Annotated in this window: 16 protein-coding genes; all 16 read left to right on the forward strand. The window is 62.4% G+C overall.

Annotation, left to right across the window (positions count from 1 at the left end):
* Positions 1-36: 36 nt before the first annotated feature.
* Positions 37-561: a DnaT-like ssDNA-binding protein gene (locus B4I46_RS01405; protein WP_254506232.1), complete on the forward strand. Its 525-nt coding sequence runs from the start codon at positions 37-39 to the stop codon at positions 559-561.
* A complete protein-coding gene (locus B4I46_RS01410; RefSeq protein ID WP_254506229.1) occupies positions 558-1,571 on the forward strand; it encodes a hypothetical protein in 1,014 nt (337 codons plus the stop codon). The genes B4I46_RS01405 and B4I46_RS01410 overlap by 4 nt, the downstream gene beginning before the upstream one ends.
* A 3-nt stretch (positions 1,572-1,574) precedes the next feature.
* Entirely contained in the window at positions 1,575-1,964 is a 390-nt protein-coding gene (locus B4I46_RS01415) for a hypothetical protein (RefSeq protein ID WP_254506227.1), read from the forward strand.
* Between the two features lie 13 nt (positions 1,965-1,977).
* Positions 1,978-2,403 (forward strand): HK97 gp10 family phage protein, encoded by a 426-nt coding sequence (locus B4I46_RS01420; protein WP_254506225.1) that lies wholly within the window; start codon positions 1,978-1,980, stop codon positions 2,401-2,403.
* Entirely contained in the window at positions 2,400-2,813 is a 414-nt protein-coding gene (locus B4I46_RS01425) for a phage tail terminator-like protein (protein WP_286898238.1), read from the forward strand. Before B4I46_RS01420 ends, B4I46_RS01425 begins: the two co-directional genes overlap by 4 nt.
* A gap of 94 nt (positions 2,814-2,907) precedes the next feature.
* The gene (locus B4I46_RS01430) at positions 2,908-3,678 is read left to right on the forward strand and encodes a hypothetical protein (protein WP_286898241.1); all 771 of its coding nucleotides are present in this window, start codon (positions 2,908-2,910) and stop codon (positions 3,676-3,678) included.
* Between the two features lie 59 nt (positions 3,679-3,737).
* Positions 3,738-4,397: a phage tail protein gene (locus tag B4I46_RS01435; protein ID WP_254506215.1), complete on the forward strand. Its 660-nt coding sequence runs from the start codon at positions 3,738-3,740 to the stop codon at positions 4,395-4,397.
* Between the two features lie 10 nt (positions 4,398-4,407).
* A complete protein-coding gene (locus tag B4I46_RS01440; RefSeq protein WP_286898244.1) occupies positions 4,408-4,791 on the forward strand; it encodes a phage tail assembly chaperone in 384 nt (127 codons plus the stop codon).
* A 68-nt stretch (positions 4,792-4,859) separates the two neighbouring features.
* Positions 4,860-5,105 carry a DUF1799 domain-containing protein gene (locus tag B4I46_RS01445; protein ID WP_376787175.1) on the forward strand — a complete coding sequence of 82 codons (246 nt, stop codon included), beginning with the start codon at positions 4,860-4,862 and terminating at the stop codon, positions 5,103-5,105.
* Complete coding sequence (locus B4I46_RS01450) at positions 5,102-5,587, forward strand: superinfection immunity protein (protein ID WP_254506209.1); 486 nt, start codon at positions 5,102-5,104, stop codon at positions 5,585-5,587. The genes B4I46_RS01445 and B4I46_RS01450 overlap by 4 nt, the downstream gene beginning before the upstream one ends.
* A gap of 61 nt (positions 5,588-5,648) precedes the next feature.
* A complete protein-coding gene (locus B4I46_RS01455; protein WP_286898247.1) occupies positions 5,649-8,951 on the forward strand; it encodes a phage tail tape measure protein in 3,303 nt (1,100 codons plus the stop codon).
* Positions 8,951-9,289 (forward strand): phage tail protein, encoded by a 339-nt coding sequence (locus B4I46_RS01460; RefSeq protein WP_229590483.1) that lies wholly within the window; start codon positions 8,951-8,953, stop codon positions 9,287-9,289. The genes B4I46_RS01455 and B4I46_RS01460 overlap by 1 nt, the downstream gene beginning before the upstream one ends.
* A 9-nt stretch (positions 9,290-9,298) precedes the next feature.
* Positions 9,299-10,048 carry a phage minor tail protein L gene (locus tag B4I46_RS01465; RefSeq protein ID WP_286898250.1) on the forward strand — a complete coding sequence of 250 codons (750 nt, stop codon included), beginning with the start codon at positions 9,299-9,301 and terminating at the stop codon, positions 10,046-10,048.
* A 2-nt stretch (positions 10,049-10,050) separates the two neighbouring features.
* A complete protein-coding gene (locus B4I46_RS01470; RefSeq protein WP_286898251.1) occupies positions 10,051-10,806 on the forward strand; it encodes a C40 family peptidase in 756 nt (251 codons plus the stop codon).
* A complete protein-coding gene (locus tag B4I46_RS01475) occupies positions 10,803-11,423 on the forward strand; it encodes a tail assembly protein (RefSeq protein ID WP_286898253.1) in 621 nt (206 codons plus the stop codon). The genes B4I46_RS01470 and B4I46_RS01475 overlap by 4 nt, the downstream gene beginning before the upstream one ends.
* A 56-nt stretch (positions 11,424-11,479) precedes the next feature.
* Positions 11,480-14,909 (forward strand): host specificity protein J (locus tag B4I46_RS01480; RefSeq protein ID WP_286898255.1); only part of this gene is annotated, 3,430 nt, incomplete at its 3' end.

The raw sequence follows: 14,909 nt of genomic DNA on the forward strand, positions 1-14,909 counted from the left end.
CGGCAAATCCGGCGCCCACCAACTCGAGATACCACGATGCCTGACTTCTACGGGACATTGGCCGGCGCCGATGCGTACCTGGCCGCCCGCGGCAACGCCGCCTGGGCAGCCGCCACTGAAGTGGACAAGCAGGCCGCCCTAGTGCGGGCATCGGGGTATGTGGACGGTATGGTCGGCCAGCAGGCGAGCAACGCTACTGCTGGCTGCGTGTACGTCTTCCCCGGCCAGAAGGCCGGAGGCTACAGCCAGGCGCTGCAATGGCCGCGCACTGGCGCCGTGGATCGCATGGGCGACCAGGTACCGGGGGATGTAGTCCCGGCAGCCATCGAGCAGGCCACCTACGAGGCTGCCGCCCGCGAGCAGGCCGCCCCCGGCAGCCTGAATCCCGACTTCGTGCCATCCCAGGTAGTGCAGCGCGAGAAAGTCGGACCGCTTGAGCAAGAATTCGCCGTGGCCAAGAACGGAACCCCCAGTATCCGTCCGGTTATCGGCATCATTGACTCGCTGTTGTATCCGCTGCTTGTCGTGCGCTGCCCAGCGGCTGCGGTGTACGTCGTATGACAGCCGGCGAGATCCTGCGGGCGATCGAAGCGCTGGAGCCTGGCATGCAGCGGGCCTATCTCGACTCGATCCGCGCCGCGGTTGACGCTGCGGTGATCGCGGAGGTCGAGCGGCTAATTGCTGAGGATGACGAGCAGGGCCTGGTTGCACTGCTGAGCCTCGGTGCGCTGGCGACCTTCACCGAGGCGATGCGCGGGGCCTTCCTGGCCGGCGGACGGTTCGAGATGGTCGCGATCATCATTCCCGCGCCACTGCGCCGTGAGATTGGCCGCAAAGAGTTCGACCCATCTGCCCAGCTGGCCCAGGCCAGGGTAGCCCAGCAGGTCGAGCAAGTGCGGCAGGTATCCGCCGACGGCGTGCGTGAAGCGATCCGCGCAGTGATGGGCAGCCGGAGAACGATCGGCGGCCCACAGCGAACTGCGCGGCAAGCTGCCCTTGATCTGGTGGGCCGAACCAGTCCTCAGACCGGCCGGCGCACCGGTGGCGTGCTGGGTCTTCCCGGTAACATGGCGCAGTACGTGGCCAATGCCCGCCAGCAGCTGCTGAGCGGCGACCCGGACGAGATGCGCAAGTACTTTTCTCGCACCCGCCGCGACCGTCGATTCGATGGCATCGTTCGGCGCGCGCTTGAGGCCGGTAAGCCGGTGGCCACCGCCGATGTCGAGAAGATCGCCGGTCGGTACTCCGATCGCCTGCTGAAGACACATGTCGAGATGCTGGTCAGGACTGCGGCGACCGAATCGTTCAACGCCGGCCGCGACCAGGCCTGGGAGCAGCTGGTTTCCCAAGGCTTGGACCGATCCAAGATCGAGAAAGAATGGCGGGACCGGGCCGACGAGAAGGTGCGCAACAGCCACCGTCACATGCGCGGCGAGACCGTGATCCTTGGCCAGGCCTTCCGCACCAACAGCGGCGCGCTGCTGCGTTATCCGGGCGATAGGGCTCTGGGTGCCGGCTACGACGAGACCGCCAACTGCCGCTGCTACCTGATCTACCACCTGAGGACCTGACCAATGGCCGACATCTACGACCGCAGCCGGGCGCTGGCGGTGCGCATGCTCGCGCCACGGGAGAAGGGCGGGAAGGGTGCGGAGATGACGCTGCAGCGTCGTCAGCAGGGCTCATACGACCCGGTCGCAGGAGGCGCGACGACCATCACCGTGAGCCATGCCGGATCCGCGTTCCGCGACACCTACGCCCAGAAGGATATCGACGGCACCCGCATCAAGCAGGGCGACGTCAAGCTGCTGGTTTCTCCGCAGAAACTCGACGGCACAGATTTACCGGTACCGACCACCCAGGACCAGGTGATCTTCGATGGCAAGGTCTACACCCTGATCGCAGTTGTGCCTTGGAATTACGCTGGCCTAGACGTCGGCTTTGAAGTGCAGGCGAGGGCGTAGCATGGCCAACCACATGACATCCCGCTTCGGAAATCTGAACGGGTCGTTCGCTCAGCAGCTCCAGCAGTACCGCGACGAGACGCTGGAGACTATGGACGAGGTGTTCCGCCGCGTGATGATCGAGATCGGCACAACCGTCATCCGACTATCACCGGTGGACACCGGGCGATTCCGTGGCAACTGGCAGTTCACCGTAGACGCGCCGGCAAGTGCCAGCCTCGACAACCTCGACCCGGACGGGCACGAGACCATCGCCAAGCTGGCGGCAGACGTGCAGCATCTGAGCTACGGGCAGACCGCCTACCTGGTCAACAACCTGATATATGCCATTCCGCTGGAGTACGGCCACAGCGGTCAGGCCCCGGCGGGTATGGTGCGAATTACCCTGGCCGGCTTCCAGCAGATGGTCGAGCAGGCCGTTAGAGAGGTCAACGCATGAGCCACGCACGCGCCCGCCAGGCGATCGAGATCAAGCTGTCGGCCTGGGCCATGGCCTACCCGATCAAGGTGGCGAACTTCGAGCAGGCCTTCGAGCCCACGGCTGGCGAGACTTACCTGAGGGCCTTCCTACTACCTGGTCCGACAACCTGTCGCTACCTGGGCGGCGATGCCTACGAGTACGCCGGCGTCTACCAGGTGAGCATCGTCTGCCCGGCGGGCCAGGCGCTGGCTACTGCTGAGGTCCTGGTCGACGAACTGAGCATCTTGTTCCGAGTCGACACCGAACTCAGCCGCAACGGCTTCGAAGGCTTGATCGTCGAGCCGCTGGAGCAGGGGCCCACCATCACCGAGCCTGCGACCTACACGGTCCCGGCCAGCTTCACTTACCGCGGAGTCGCGGACCAATAGCCAGATGTAGATTGCCGGGAGAGCGGCGCCAACCATCTGGTCCATCTCAAGCCTCTGCATTTGCGGAGGCTTTTTTGTTTCTGGAGATCCACAAATGCGCGGCTCGATCCAATCCGTCAACTACACGCCCAAAACGCCATGCGGCAAGAAGGGTTCCGGCTGGAAGCTCGATCTGGCTTCAGGTGACTTCGAGATCAATTCTTGTGCCTTCGGCAGCGCCTCTGCCGCGCCCGAACGCCAGATGGTGTCGGTCGAGGTGGCCAGCTGGAGCAAGCACGACTTGCCCAAGAACGCCGCCAACCTGCTCCAGTTCTTGCAGGTCGAGCTGCAACGAGTTCCGGAAGAGTATCGCCACGCCGCAGAGTTCGAAGAGTTCGATGCGGGCTACGGCGATGAGTCGTTCAATGCTCGCTTGTTCCTTAGCTACTCCCGCCTTGAAACCGAGGAGGAGCTGGCTGATCGCCTGGAGAAGGCGAAGGTGGCCGGCACTCGGACAGTGCGCGCCGGTGGTTGCACTACTGTGATTGTCGACGGAGTGGTTCGGTATCGTATTGGCAACTTAGACGCGCCGCTGCCAGAGCCTGAACAGCCAAAGACTTTCAAGGTTGAAGGCGGTCGGGTCTGTATCAGCGAGGCGTTTATTGATGAGGGCTCGATCGGCCTCGGCCCCGTCGCTATGCCGGAGTCGCAGTGCGTGGTGTCAGCGCACGAGTTCGCACTGAAAATGCAGGTCAACGCCCAGGGCCACTATGTGGTTGCCGGTATTGGGGTAGGCGCAAATCAAGACGAGCCCTCACCAAATGAATGGGTCCGGCAGATCCTGCGCGAAGAGCTTCAACCTGGCGGAATGCTGCACCGCAACTGACTGTTTCATATTGCCCGCCTTGAGCGGGCTTTTTCGTTTCTACCCAAGAGGAAAACACCATGGCCGCACGCTTCCCGCTGCCGAACGGCGCTATCGTTGAGATCGCCATGACCCTGGGGACTGCCATCCCCTTCACTGCAATTTCCAACGCTGCGCCGCCAGTTCTGACCGCCGAGGACCATGGTCTCAACACGCAGGACGTGGTGCTGATCGACTCCGGCTGGGCCAAGCTCACCGACCGCGCTGCTCGGGTGGCCAACGCGCTGACTGACAGTTTCGCGCTGGGCGGTGTGAGCACCGCTGACGTGGATACCTTCACCCCCGGTGCCGGCCTGGGCTCCGTCATCCCCGTCACCGACTGGGTGCAGATCTCCAAGGTCACCGGTTTCACCCCATCCGGCGGTGAACAGCAGTTCCTGACCGTCGGCTACCTGGAGGACGACGATGACCGTCAGATGCCAATCAACCGTAACCCGATCAGCCTGGCCATTGTGGTCGAGGACCAGCCCACCGCCGCCTATGTTGGCGCTGTAGAGGGCTTCGACGAAACCAAGGAGCTGACTGTGGTGCGCCTGAAGCTGCGCAACGGTGACCAGATTCTCTATCCGGGCTATGTGAGTATCACCACCACCCCAACCATGGAGCGGAATAACCTGATGACCCGCACCATCAGCGTAGGCCTGTCCGGCCGCCCATTGCGCTACCTGAAAGCGGCCTAAGGAGACCCCCATGGCGAAGATCAAGATTGCGCAGAACCCGACGTTCACCGGCGTGGTAAAGGTTCCGCGTTTGGGCGGTGAGCCGGAGTCGGTTGAATTCGAGTTTCGGTATCTCGACCGTGATGCTCTGGCGGATCTATACGACGGCTGGAACAAGGCCATGGAGGCCAATGCCGAGAAAGCCAAAGCCGAAGACTGGACCCTGAAACAGTACACGGCCTCGCAGATTCAACTGCAGGTCGAGCAGGTCAAGGCTGTGGTTGTCGGATGGGCCTTCGAGGACGAGTTCTCAGACGAGGCAATCCTTGCCCTGGTGAAAACCTGCACCGGTGCTCCCCAGGCTGTCATCAATGCCTACCAGGAAGCGTACAACCCGGCTCGCCTGGGAAACTGAGGGCGGCGGCCCGGTCGCTGTATGAAAGCGGCCCGTCCGCCAACCAGCTGGCCGCGCTGGGTCTGACGCTGGACGACATCGAGGAGGAGTTTGTAGAGATCTGGCCCGACTCTTGGCGGTCCTTCCTGCTCTTCGAAGCTATGGGTACCCAGTGGCGCTTGGGGCAGGGCGGGCCGTCCGGCCTGGATTACACCGCAGTGCAGGCTACGGCCTCGATGCTGGGTATTAAGCGTCGCGATCTCGGTGGGATCTTTCCTGACTTACGAATCATGGAGCATGAGGCTCTAGCTGTTATGGCGGAGGCGCGAGAGTGAACGCCAACGGATGCGGCAACGTGATAAATTGCGAGCATTATGGAAACAGTCCGGAGGAAAGGATGTTCTTTGTCAGATTCGTGGTACTGGCGTTCTGCGCTGCGTTCAGCGTGTCTATGGGTCGAGAAGTTGCGCTGAATTCGTTGGGGCAGGCTATTGCGTTCAGTGCGGTCATCTTTGTGCCGGCGCTCTATCTCCTTCCAACCTATGAGGCCTGGTCTAGAAAGCAGGCGAATCTGCAGTCGATCGCAGCGCTTAATCTTTTTCTTGGCTGGACCGTAATCGGCTGGGTTGGCGCGCTCATCTGGGCCTTCAAAAAGCCCGAGCCTTCGGTTCACCCCGTCATCGGTGCAGCTGCCCAAGATTCGATTCATCCAGCTCAAGCCCCTGCTGAATACAAGGTTTGCCCATTCTGCGCTGAGCAGGTGAAGGCGGCCGCGATCAAGTGCAAGCACTGCGGTAGCGATCTCCAGATTGCGTAAGCTGCCGCAGCTCGCCTAAACAAGCCGCCTACGGGCGGTTTTTTGTTGTCCGGAGATAATTATGACCACCATTGCCGATCTTGGAATCCGGGTTAACTCCGGCGATGCGCTGGAGGCGGCCGACAACCTGGATCATCTGGTCGATGCCGGTGGAAAAGCAGAGGTATCTGCTGGAAAGGCCGGAAGGGCCTGGGAGGTCGCGCTTCAAGGCATGCGCGGCGATACTCGTCAGATCGTTACCGAACTGCAGGCGCTCAATGCGAAGCAGGGCGAATTGGCCCAGCAGATGACGACTGTAGGCCGCGCAGTGGGCTCGGCTTCGGCCGCATTCACCGCGGCGGCAGCAGGTCTCGCGTCGATGCGGTCAGTCGCGGAGCAGGCAGGGCAAGCCCAAACCGCCCTGGGCAGCTCTACCGATGAAGCAGTACAAGCTGGTCGTCGCGCATCTGAAAGCGCAGAGGAACAGCAAGCGAGAATCCTCGCTGTAGCCCGCGCATCACTGGAGGCGAGCGATTACACCCAGACCCTTGCCAGGGCCACGCAGCAAGCGACCGATGCCAGCCGGCAGGCGAACAGCGTCCTATCTGATCGTGCAACCCAGCAGGCCGCTGTAGCGTCCCGCGTACAAGCGATGATGGCGACCGAAGAGCGCCTTGCGAACTCTAGTCAAGCGGCAGCCAATGCGCAGCGCGAACAATCGCGTGAGCTCGACGCTTTGCTCGGAAGAATCGACCCTACTGTGGCCGCACTAGGCCGTCTGGACGAAATGGAACGCAGGCTGCAGGGCTTTCAGTCGTCCGGCGCATTGGATAAGGACACGTTCGTCGAATACAAGACTAGAATCGACCAGGCACGAGAAGCCCTGGGAGGGGCTGACTCGGCCCTCAGCAGAACAGGAATGACCGCCAAGGCTACGGCCGCGGCCCTGCGTAACGTTCCAGCTCAATTCACCGATATTGTGGTCTCGCTCCAAGGTGGGCAAGCACCGCTTACCGTTCTGCTGCAACAAGGCGGTCAACTCAAAGATATGTTCGGGGGCATTGGTCCGGCTGCAATGGCCTTGGGCGGCTACGTCGCAGGCCTGGTTACCCCATTCACCGTGGCCGCGGCCGCCGTGGCAGGTCTTGGCTACGCATTCTATAAAGGGTCAGAGGAGGCAGACGCATACAACAACTCACTAATCCTCACTGGCAGGTCCGCTGGTCTCACCTCTGATCAGCTTGGTGCCATGGCCAGGCAGATCAGTTCCACGGTTGGAACAACCGGCGCTGCTGCCTCGGCGCTGGCCAGTATCGCAGGAGGAGGGAAGATTGCTGGTGATAGCTTCCAGCAGGTAGCCCAGGCTGCAGTATCGATGGAGGAAGCAACTGGCCGCGCGGTATCGGATACGGTTGCCGAGTTCGTAAAACTGGCGGATGACCCCGTCAAGGCCTCGGCATCTCTGAACCAGCAGTATCACTATCTTACCGCCTCGGTGTATGACCAGATCACTGCCCTGGAGCGACAAGGGCGTCATGCTGAAGCAGTGAAGCTGGCGACCGACGCTTTTGCTGATGCGATCAATGAGCGAACCCCGAAGATCATTGAGAACCTGAGCTTCTGGGAGCGCGGTTACAATGCCGTGGCCAAAGCCGCGGACCGATTGAAGGATATTGGCCGGCCAAACATTGATGATGACATTGCGCGCATGGAGGCCAACCTGGCCAGCGCCCAGCGTGGCGATGTTGGATTCTTCCAAGACCGGCAACAGATGGTCGAGTACTACACCGACGAGCTTCAGTTCCTCAAGGACAAGAAGGCGGCCCAGGAAGAAAACGCCAAGTACGACAAGGATCAGGCCGACGCTGAGGAGCGAACGCAGAAGGCCATGGCCAGGGCAGACGCCTTGGAAAAGTCAGCATGGACTAACGCTCGCAAGCGTACAGAGGCGCTCAAGGAGTACGAGCGGGCGCTTGATGTCATTCGTCAGAAGAATCCCAACGACTCACGACTAGCGGCAGACACCGTTGCGAGGGTGCGCGCAAACATCGCTGAGCAGTACAAGGATCCGAAAACCGCTGCGTATCGTGAAAGCGCAGGCACCCGGGCGCTTGACCAAGCTCGTCAGCAATATTCGGTGCTCCAGCAGCAGAATGCCCTGATCGACGCGCAAGTTGGCGAGCAGCAGAAACTTGGGGAGGCCGGCCAGGCCCTAGTGAAGTGGGAGAAGCAGCTGGCGGACATCAAGGGCAAGAAGACCTTGACCGCCGACCAGAAGTCGCTGCTGGCCAACCAGCAGCAGATCACCGCTCAGCTCCAGAAGAATGCCGGGCTGGAGAAGGAGATGCAGCTGCGCAAGGTTGCCACTGAAGAGGCGCAGAAACTTGCCGCCTTCCAGGGCAACCTGAACAGCCAGCTGCAGCGCGCATCGCTCGGTCTCGACAGCAATCTGGCCAGCATGGGGCTGGGTGATGTCGCCCGGCAGCGCATGCAAGAGCGGTTGAGCATCGAGCAGCAGTACCAGCAGCAGATGGACAACCTCCAGCAGCAGCGCAACGAAGGCCGAATAAGCGAAAGCCTGTATGAGAAGGAAAATCAGGCCCTGCAGAAAGCCCTGGATTCGCGTTTGGCGAGGCAGGAGAAGTACTACCAGGATTTAGACGCCCAACAGCAGGATTGGTCGCTTGGCGCGCGCTCGGCCTTCTCCACCTACCTCGAGCAGGCCAGGGACGTCGCCGGCCAGACTCGCACGCTGTTCGGCAATGCTTTCACCAGCATGGAGGACGCGGTGGCGAACTTCGCCATCACCGGCAAGCTGTCGTTCGCCGACTTCACCAAGTCGATCCTGGCGGACATGGCGCGGATTGCCACCCGGCAGGCTGCCTCAGGGCTGCTGTCCAGCATCGCCGGCAGTGCGCTGGGCGCCTGGTTCAGTGGCGGCAGCGCACCTTCCTCTGCAGGCTCAACCCAGGCCGGCTACGGCCCGCAGTTCATGGACAACTTCGTCTCTGGTCAACGTGCCGCTGGCGGCCCGGTAGCGGCGAACTCGCTCTACCAGGTCAACGAACTTGGCCCTGAACTGCTGAATCAGGGAGGGAAAACCTACCTGATGATGGGGGCCGAGGGCGGTACGATCACGCCGCTGGGGGCCGGGCCTACTTCAGCTGCTGCTGCGGCGGCTGGCGGTAGTGGCTCCACGTCCATCTCAGTCAATGCGCCCGTGAACATCAGTGTTCCGGATAGGAGCGGCGAGGGGATGGAGCTGGACCAGGGCCTACTGCAGCAGAACATGCAGAAGCAGATGGAAATCGCTGCCCAGAAGGCCGTCGCAGAATCTTGGCGACCAGGCGGAATCAGTCACCGAAACGCAACGCGGAGAACCTGATGGCCATTGAAACCTTCCGCTGGGCTACTGAGCGCGGCGAGACCCCTGATATCCAGTACAGGGTGCGGGAGTCTCGCTTCGGCGGTGGATACCGACAGGTCGTCGGCGACGGCCCGAACAACAAGGAAGACAGCTACCCGGTGACCATCACTGGCAGGAAGGCCCGGGTGCTGGAGGTCATGGCCTTTTTCGACCGGCACGCCGGCGCGAAAGCCTTCCTCTGGAGCACCCCGCTCGGCGAGCTGGGCCTGTTCACCTGCGTCGATCCCAAGCCGACCCCGATGGGCGGCGAGCAATTCAAGGTCACCGCCACCTTCCAGCGGGCCTTCCACCCGTAAGGAATCACCATGTCACTGATCAAAGACATCCAGCTGCTCCAGCCAGGCAGCGAGGTGCTGCTGTTTGAACTGGACGGCTCGGACTGGGGGGCTGATGTTCTGCGCTTCCACGGCCACGCCATCCCCCATACACCTGAAGAGCTGGCGGCGGCCGGCGTCAACGCCGACCAACTGCCGGCCAAGTCGATCTGGTGGCAAGGCAATGAGTACGGTGCCTGGCCCATACAGGTCGACGGTATCGAGGCAAACTCGGACGGGACTGCGGTACGCCCAACGATCTCGGTCGGCAACGTCAACGGGCGGATCACAGCGTTGTGCCTGGCCTTCGACAACCTGCTGGAGTTCAAGCTGACGATTCGGCAGACGATGAGGCGGTACCTGGACCCGATCAACTTCCCGGGAGGCAACCCAGAGGCAGACCCGACCGAGGAAGCGATTGAGGTCTGGTACATCGACCAGAAAGTGTCGGAAAACGGCACCACCGTGTCGTGGGAGCTGGCCAGCCCCGGTGATGTCGGCGGCGAGAGCATCGGCCGCCAGATGACCCAGCTGTGCCACTGGGCCATGACGAACGGCTACCGGGGGCCGAACTGCGGGTACACCGGGCCGTACTTCGACTTCGACGGCAACCGCACGGATGACCCGGCCAAGGATCAGTGCAACGGTTGTCTCGACACTGGCTGCGTGGTGCGCTTCGGCCAAGGCAACCAACTGCCCTTCGGCGGCTTCCCTGCCGTCTCCCTGATCGCCAGGAGCTGATCATGCTGAAACACATCCTTGCTGCCGTGCAGAAGCACGCTGCGGCGGAGTACCCGCGCGAGTGTTGCGGGCTAATCTTGGCCGTGGGCCGGAGGCAGGTGTACTTCCCCTGCGCGAACGTGGCAACCGAGCCGACCGAGGAGTTCCGCATTGCGCCGGAGCAGTACGCCGGCGCGGAAGACCAGGGACAGGTGATCGGCGTCGTTCACTCTCACCCGGACGCCACCAGCAGGCCTTCGCCGCGTGACCTGGCCATGTGCGAGGCCACCGGGCTGCCTTGGCACATCCTGTCCTGGCCGGAAGGTGACCTGCGGACGATCACACCCACCGGCGAAACCCCATTGCTGGGCCGGCCATTTGTGCACGGCGCCTGGGATTGCTGGCAAGTGTGCGCCGACTGGTACCAGCGGGAATGGGGCGTGGAGTTCCCAGACTACGCCCGAGAGGATGGATGGTGGGAGCAGGCCGCGGGCCCGAGCCTTTACGAGCAGACCTACGAGGCTGCCGGGTTCTGCCAGGTGGACAGGCCAGAGCGCGGCGACATGATCGTCATGGCCGTAGGGCGCACCGTGCACCCGAACCATGCCGGTATCTACCTCGCTGGCGACCCGAAATTGCCGGGTGAGCAGGCCGAACTGTACGGCTCCGGGCCGTTCTTGCTGCACCACCTGTACGGAAGGCCGTCCGAGGTCATCATCTACGGCGGCCCCTGGCATGACCGGGCGCGCCTGATCCTGCGCCACAAGGAGGCCCGATGAGCACCATCGTCTATGCACCCATGACCATCATCAAGCTATCCGGATCGCTGGCCCAGAAGTTCGGGCGCACCCACCGCCGACAGATCGATAGCGGCGAGGTGTGGGAGGTATTCAAGGCCTTGAAGGCAACGCTGGAGGGGTTTGAGGCCGAGATCCAGCGCCTGGATGGAATGGGTTTGCGGTTCGCCGTGTTCCGCAACCGCAAGAACGTGGGCGCCGAAGAATTCGGTCGCGGCGGCGCGCGCGAGGTGCGCATCGTTCCGGTGATCGGCGGTAGCAAGCGCGGCGGCCTGCTACAGACAGTGGTCGGTATCGCTTTGATCGCCGCGGTTGCTATTTTCGCGCCGGCCGGCCTGGGGGCCATCGGTGCTGGCGGTGCTTGGGGTATCACTGGTGCGGTTGGCGTTTCGCTGGCCATCGGCGGCGTGATCCAGATGCTCAGCCCGCAGGCCAAGGGTCTATCGATGAGTGCGTCCCCAGAAAACAGGCCTTCCTACGCCTTCGGCAGTGCCAACAACACCACCGCCAGCGGAAACCCCGTGCCAATCTGTATCGGCGAACGCCGGTGGGGTGGGGCGATCATTTCCGCGTCCATCTACGCCGAAGACAAGGCGTAGCCTTAGAACAGACGACAAGCCGCCCTCGGGCGGTTTTTTATTGCCCGGAGGAAAGCATGGGCGCAGCACTCCCACCTGACGTCACTGGCGCCAAAGGCGGCAGCAAGAAGCCCAAGGCTCCCTACGAGGCGCCCGATAGTCTCCGGTCTACCAACATCGCCAAGATACTTCTGGCTGTGGGCGAGGGCGAGTTTGACGGCACGCCGACCGACCGCGACATCTACCTCGACAACACACCGATCATGGATGCCAGCGGCAACGTGAACTTCCCTGGCGTGAAGTGGGAGTTCCGTCGCGGCTCGGTTGAGCAGGACTACATCCCGGGTATCCCAGCGATCGAGAGTGAAACGTCTGTCGGCGTTGAATTGCGGAGCGATCAGCCGTGGACTCGCGCACTGAGCAACACTCAGCTCTCGGCAGTGCGCCTGCGCTTCGCCTGGCCGCGGCTGCTCCAGCAAAACCCAAGCAATGGCAACACGGATGGCTACACCATCGAGTACGCCATTGAGATCGCAACGGACGGTGGCGCTTTCGTCGAAGCGAACCGCGGGGCGGTCAGCGGAAAGACAAGCAACGGCTATCAGCGGTCGGTTCGCGTCGATCTGCCTCCGGCAACTTCCGGCTGGGTGATGCGCGCACGACGCATCACACCGAACGCGAATACCGGGACCATCGCCGACACCATGACCGTGGCGGCTTACACCGAGATCATCGATCAGAAGCTGCGTTATCCGAACACCGCGCTGCTCTACATCGAGTTCGACGCTGAGCAGTTCCAGAACATCCCGTCGGTAACCGTGAAGTGCAAGGCGCGGCGCTGGCCAGTGCCGACCAACTACGACCCGATTGCCCGCACCTATACCGGTACCTGGGACGGTACCTTCAAGCAGGCCTGGACCAACAACCCTGCGTTCGTCACCTATGGCCTGTGCGTGGAAGACCGGTTCGGCCTGGGCAAGCGCATCAAGTCGTGGATGGTCGACAAGTGGGAGATGTACCGCATCGCCCAGTACTGCGACCAGGTCGTACCGAATGGGGTGGGCGGGCAGGAGCCGCGATTCCTGTGCGACCTGAACCTGCAGGGCAAGGCCGAGGCCTGGACGCTGCTGCGTGATCTCTCTGCCATCTACCGAGGCATGGTGTACTGGGCGCAGGGCGCGCTGTTCATGCAGGCCGACATGCCACGCGCACAGGACTTCGACTATGTGTTCACTCGCGCGAACGTCATCGATGGCGAGTTCACCTACGGCGGCGCCGAGCGCAGCACGCACTACAGCCGGGCCCTGGTCAGCTACGACAACCCCGGCAACAACTACGATACCGATGTGATTCCAGTCACCGACCTGGCGCTCCAGCGCCGGTACCAGGATCGCCCAATCGAGATATCGGCTATTGGCTGCACCAGGGCCAGCGAGGCCCAGCGCCGCGGCAAGTGGGCGCTGCTGAGCAACAACCAGGATCGGACTGTCACCTTCAAGACTGGCATGGAGGGCCGCATCCCACTGCCTGGTCATGTCATCCCCGTGGCAGACGAGTTGTTGTCTGGGCGTCCAAACGGTGGCCGTATTGCAGCGGCAGCCGGGCGGGTGGTGACCCTTGACCGCGACACACAGATCAAGGCCGGGGATCGCCTGATCATCAACCTGCCCAGTGGAAGCGCCCAAGGTCGCACCGTGCAGTCGGTCGCCGGGCGCGCCGTGACCGTCACCACGGCCTACAGCGTGCAGCCCGAGCCGGAACTACAGTGGGCCATCGACGCCGACGACCTGGCCATCCAGCTGTTTCGCGTCCTGAAGACTGCGCGCACCGCAGAGGGCGAGTACGAGATCACCGGGCTGGAGTTCAACCCAAGCAAATTTCCCGCGATAGACACCGGCGCCAAGCTGGAAGAGCGCCCAATCAGCGTCATCCCGGTGACCACTGTTCCGCCGCCGGCGAGCGTCACCCTGACCTCGGACTACGCGATCAGCCAGGGGCTGGCCGTCAGCACGATGACCATTTCCTGGCCTGCGGTGGAAGGGGCCGTGGGATACGACGTCGAGTGGCGCAAGGACAGCGGCAACTGGATCAGACTGCAGCGCACCGGCACGGCCTCAGTCGATGTGGTCGGTATCTACGCCGGCCAGTACCTTGCTCGGGTTCGAGCAGTCAGTGCGTTCGATATCTCGTCGATCTGGCGAGACTCGATCCTCACCGACCTCAAGGGCAAGGAGGGCCTGCCACCGGCGGTGTCTTATCTGAACGCCTCGAGCGAGCTGTTCGCAATCGGCCTGCGCTGGGGCTTTCCGCCCGGCGCCGAAGACACACAGCGTACCGAGATCTGGTACAGCCCAAGCAACGACCTGTCTGTGGCCACCAAACTCACCGACCTGGCGTACCCGCAGCGTGACTTCATGCTGCAGGGGCTGGCAGCGGGCGTGTCGTTTTTCTTCTGGGCGCGTCTCGTCGACCGCACTGGCAACATCGGGCCGTGGTATCCCGTGGACAACGGCGTACTGGGGCAGAGCGGCATGGATGCTGCGCCGATCCTCGACCTCATTGCAGGGCAAATTGGCGAGACTGAGCTGGGCAAGGAGCTCATCGACAAGATCGATGGCCTGCAGGACCAGATCGATGCGCTTGACGGACTCAAGGCCTACGAACCCGAACTGGCCTACACCCAGGGCGAGATGGTTGTTGTCGATGGCCGGATCTACCAGGCAAAAGGCCCGGTTCCTGCCGATGCCTCGGGTGCGAATTCGCCGCCGAACGCGAACCTCTGGATCGATGTCGGGCAGTCTGTTCAAACGGCCAATGCCCTGGCGCAGCAGGTGCAGACGAACACGACGAAGATCACAGAAGTGGATGGCAATGTCACGGCGACAGCAGAAAGCGTGCAGGCCCTGCGCGCCTCTGCTCGCGACGATGATGCCGAAGGCGATCTGGCCGGCGCGCTGCACCAGTGGGACGCGACAGCGGCATTTGCAGAGGAAGTGAAGGTCAGCGCCTCTCGCGATGAAGTCATCGTGCGCAAGACTGAAACGCTCGAAGCAACCCTTGCTGATACCAGTGCAGCAGTGCAGACGGTCGCCCAGGCCCAGGTTGATGCCGAAGGCAAAATGAGCACGATGTGGGCTGTAAAGATGCAGCTCAACGCGCAGGGACAATACGTTGCTGCGAGCGTTGGGTTGGGTATCGAGAACGGTCCAGGCGGGCTTCAAAGCAGGTTTTTGGTGAGTGCTGACACATTCGCAGTTGTGAACGGAATCAACAGCACTCTGTCGGTCCCTTTCGCTGTGCAGAACGGCCAGGTGTTCATCAACGAGGCATTCATCGCCGACGGCACGATCACGAACGCGAAAATCGGCAGCTACATCGCTTCGACGAACTACGTGCCAGGCGTGCAGGGCTGGCGGCTCAACAAGGACGGAACTTTCGAAATCAACGGCACTATAGCTGGCCAGGGCAGAACGATGATTACGCACCGCTCGTACCGGGTATGGGATG

Origin of the sequence: Pseudomonas sp. UBA7500 (assembly GCF_002478435.1) — a bacterium.
In the GTDB taxonomy this organism is placed as follows: Bacteria; Pseudomonadota; Gammaproteobacteria; order Pseudomonadales; family Pseudomonadaceae; genus Aquipseudomonas; species Aquipseudomonas palmensis.

What these genes read in the sequence shown, in the direction of transcription:
- B4I46_RS01405 (WP_254506232.1), top strand. Translation starts at nt 37, where the DNA reads ATGCCTGACTTCTACGGGACATTGGCCGGCGCCGATGCGTACCTGGCC.
- B4I46_RS01410 (WP_254506229.1), top strand. Translation starts at nt 558, where the DNA reads ATGACAGCCGGCGAGATCCTGCGGGCGATCGAAGCGCTGGAGCCTGGC.
- B4I46_RS01415 (WP_254506227.1), top strand. Translation starts at nt 1,575, where the DNA reads ATGGCCGACATCTACGACCGCAGCCGGGCGCTGGCGGTGCGCATGCTC.
- B4I46_RS01420 (WP_254506225.1), top strand. Translation starts at nt 1,978, where the DNA reads ATGACATCCCGCTTCGGAAATCTGAACGGGTCGTTCGCTCAGCAGCTC.
- B4I46_RS01425 (WP_286898238.1), top strand. Translation starts at nt 2,400, where the DNA reads ATGAGCCACGCACGCGCCCGCCAGGCGATCGAGATCAAGCTGTCGGCC.
- B4I46_RS01430 (WP_286898241.1), top strand. Translation starts at nt 2,908, where the DNA reads ATGCGCGGCTCGATCCAATCCGTCAACTACACGCCCAAAACGCCATGC.
- B4I46_RS01435 (WP_254506215.1), top strand. Translation starts at nt 3,738, where the DNA reads ATGGCCGCACGCTTCCCGCTGCCGAACGGCGCTATCGTTGAGATCGCC.
- B4I46_RS01440 (WP_286898244.1), top strand. Translation starts at nt 4,408, where the DNA reads ATGGCGAAGATCAAGATTGCGCAGAACCCGACGTTCACCGGCGTGGTA.
- B4I46_RS01455 (WP_286898247.1), top strand. Translation starts at nt 5,649, where the DNA reads ATGACCACCATTGCCGATCTTGGAATCCGGGTTAACTCCGGCGATGCG.
- B4I46_RS01460 (WP_229590483.1), top strand. Translation starts at nt 8,951, where the DNA reads ATGGCCATTGAAACCTTCCGCTGGGCTACTGAGCGCGGCGAGACCCCT.
- B4I46_RS01465 (WP_286898250.1), top strand. Translation starts at nt 9,299, where the DNA reads ATGTCACTGATCAAAGACATCCAGCTGCTCCAGCCAGGCAGCGAGGTG.
- B4I46_RS01470 (WP_286898251.1), top strand. Translation starts at nt 10,051, where the DNA reads ATGCTGAAACACATCCTTGCTGCCGTGCAGAAGCACGCTGCGGCGGAG.
- B4I46_RS01475 (WP_286898253.1), top strand. Translation starts at nt 10,803, where the DNA reads ATGAGCACCATCGTCTATGCACCCATGACCATCATCAAGCTATCCGGA.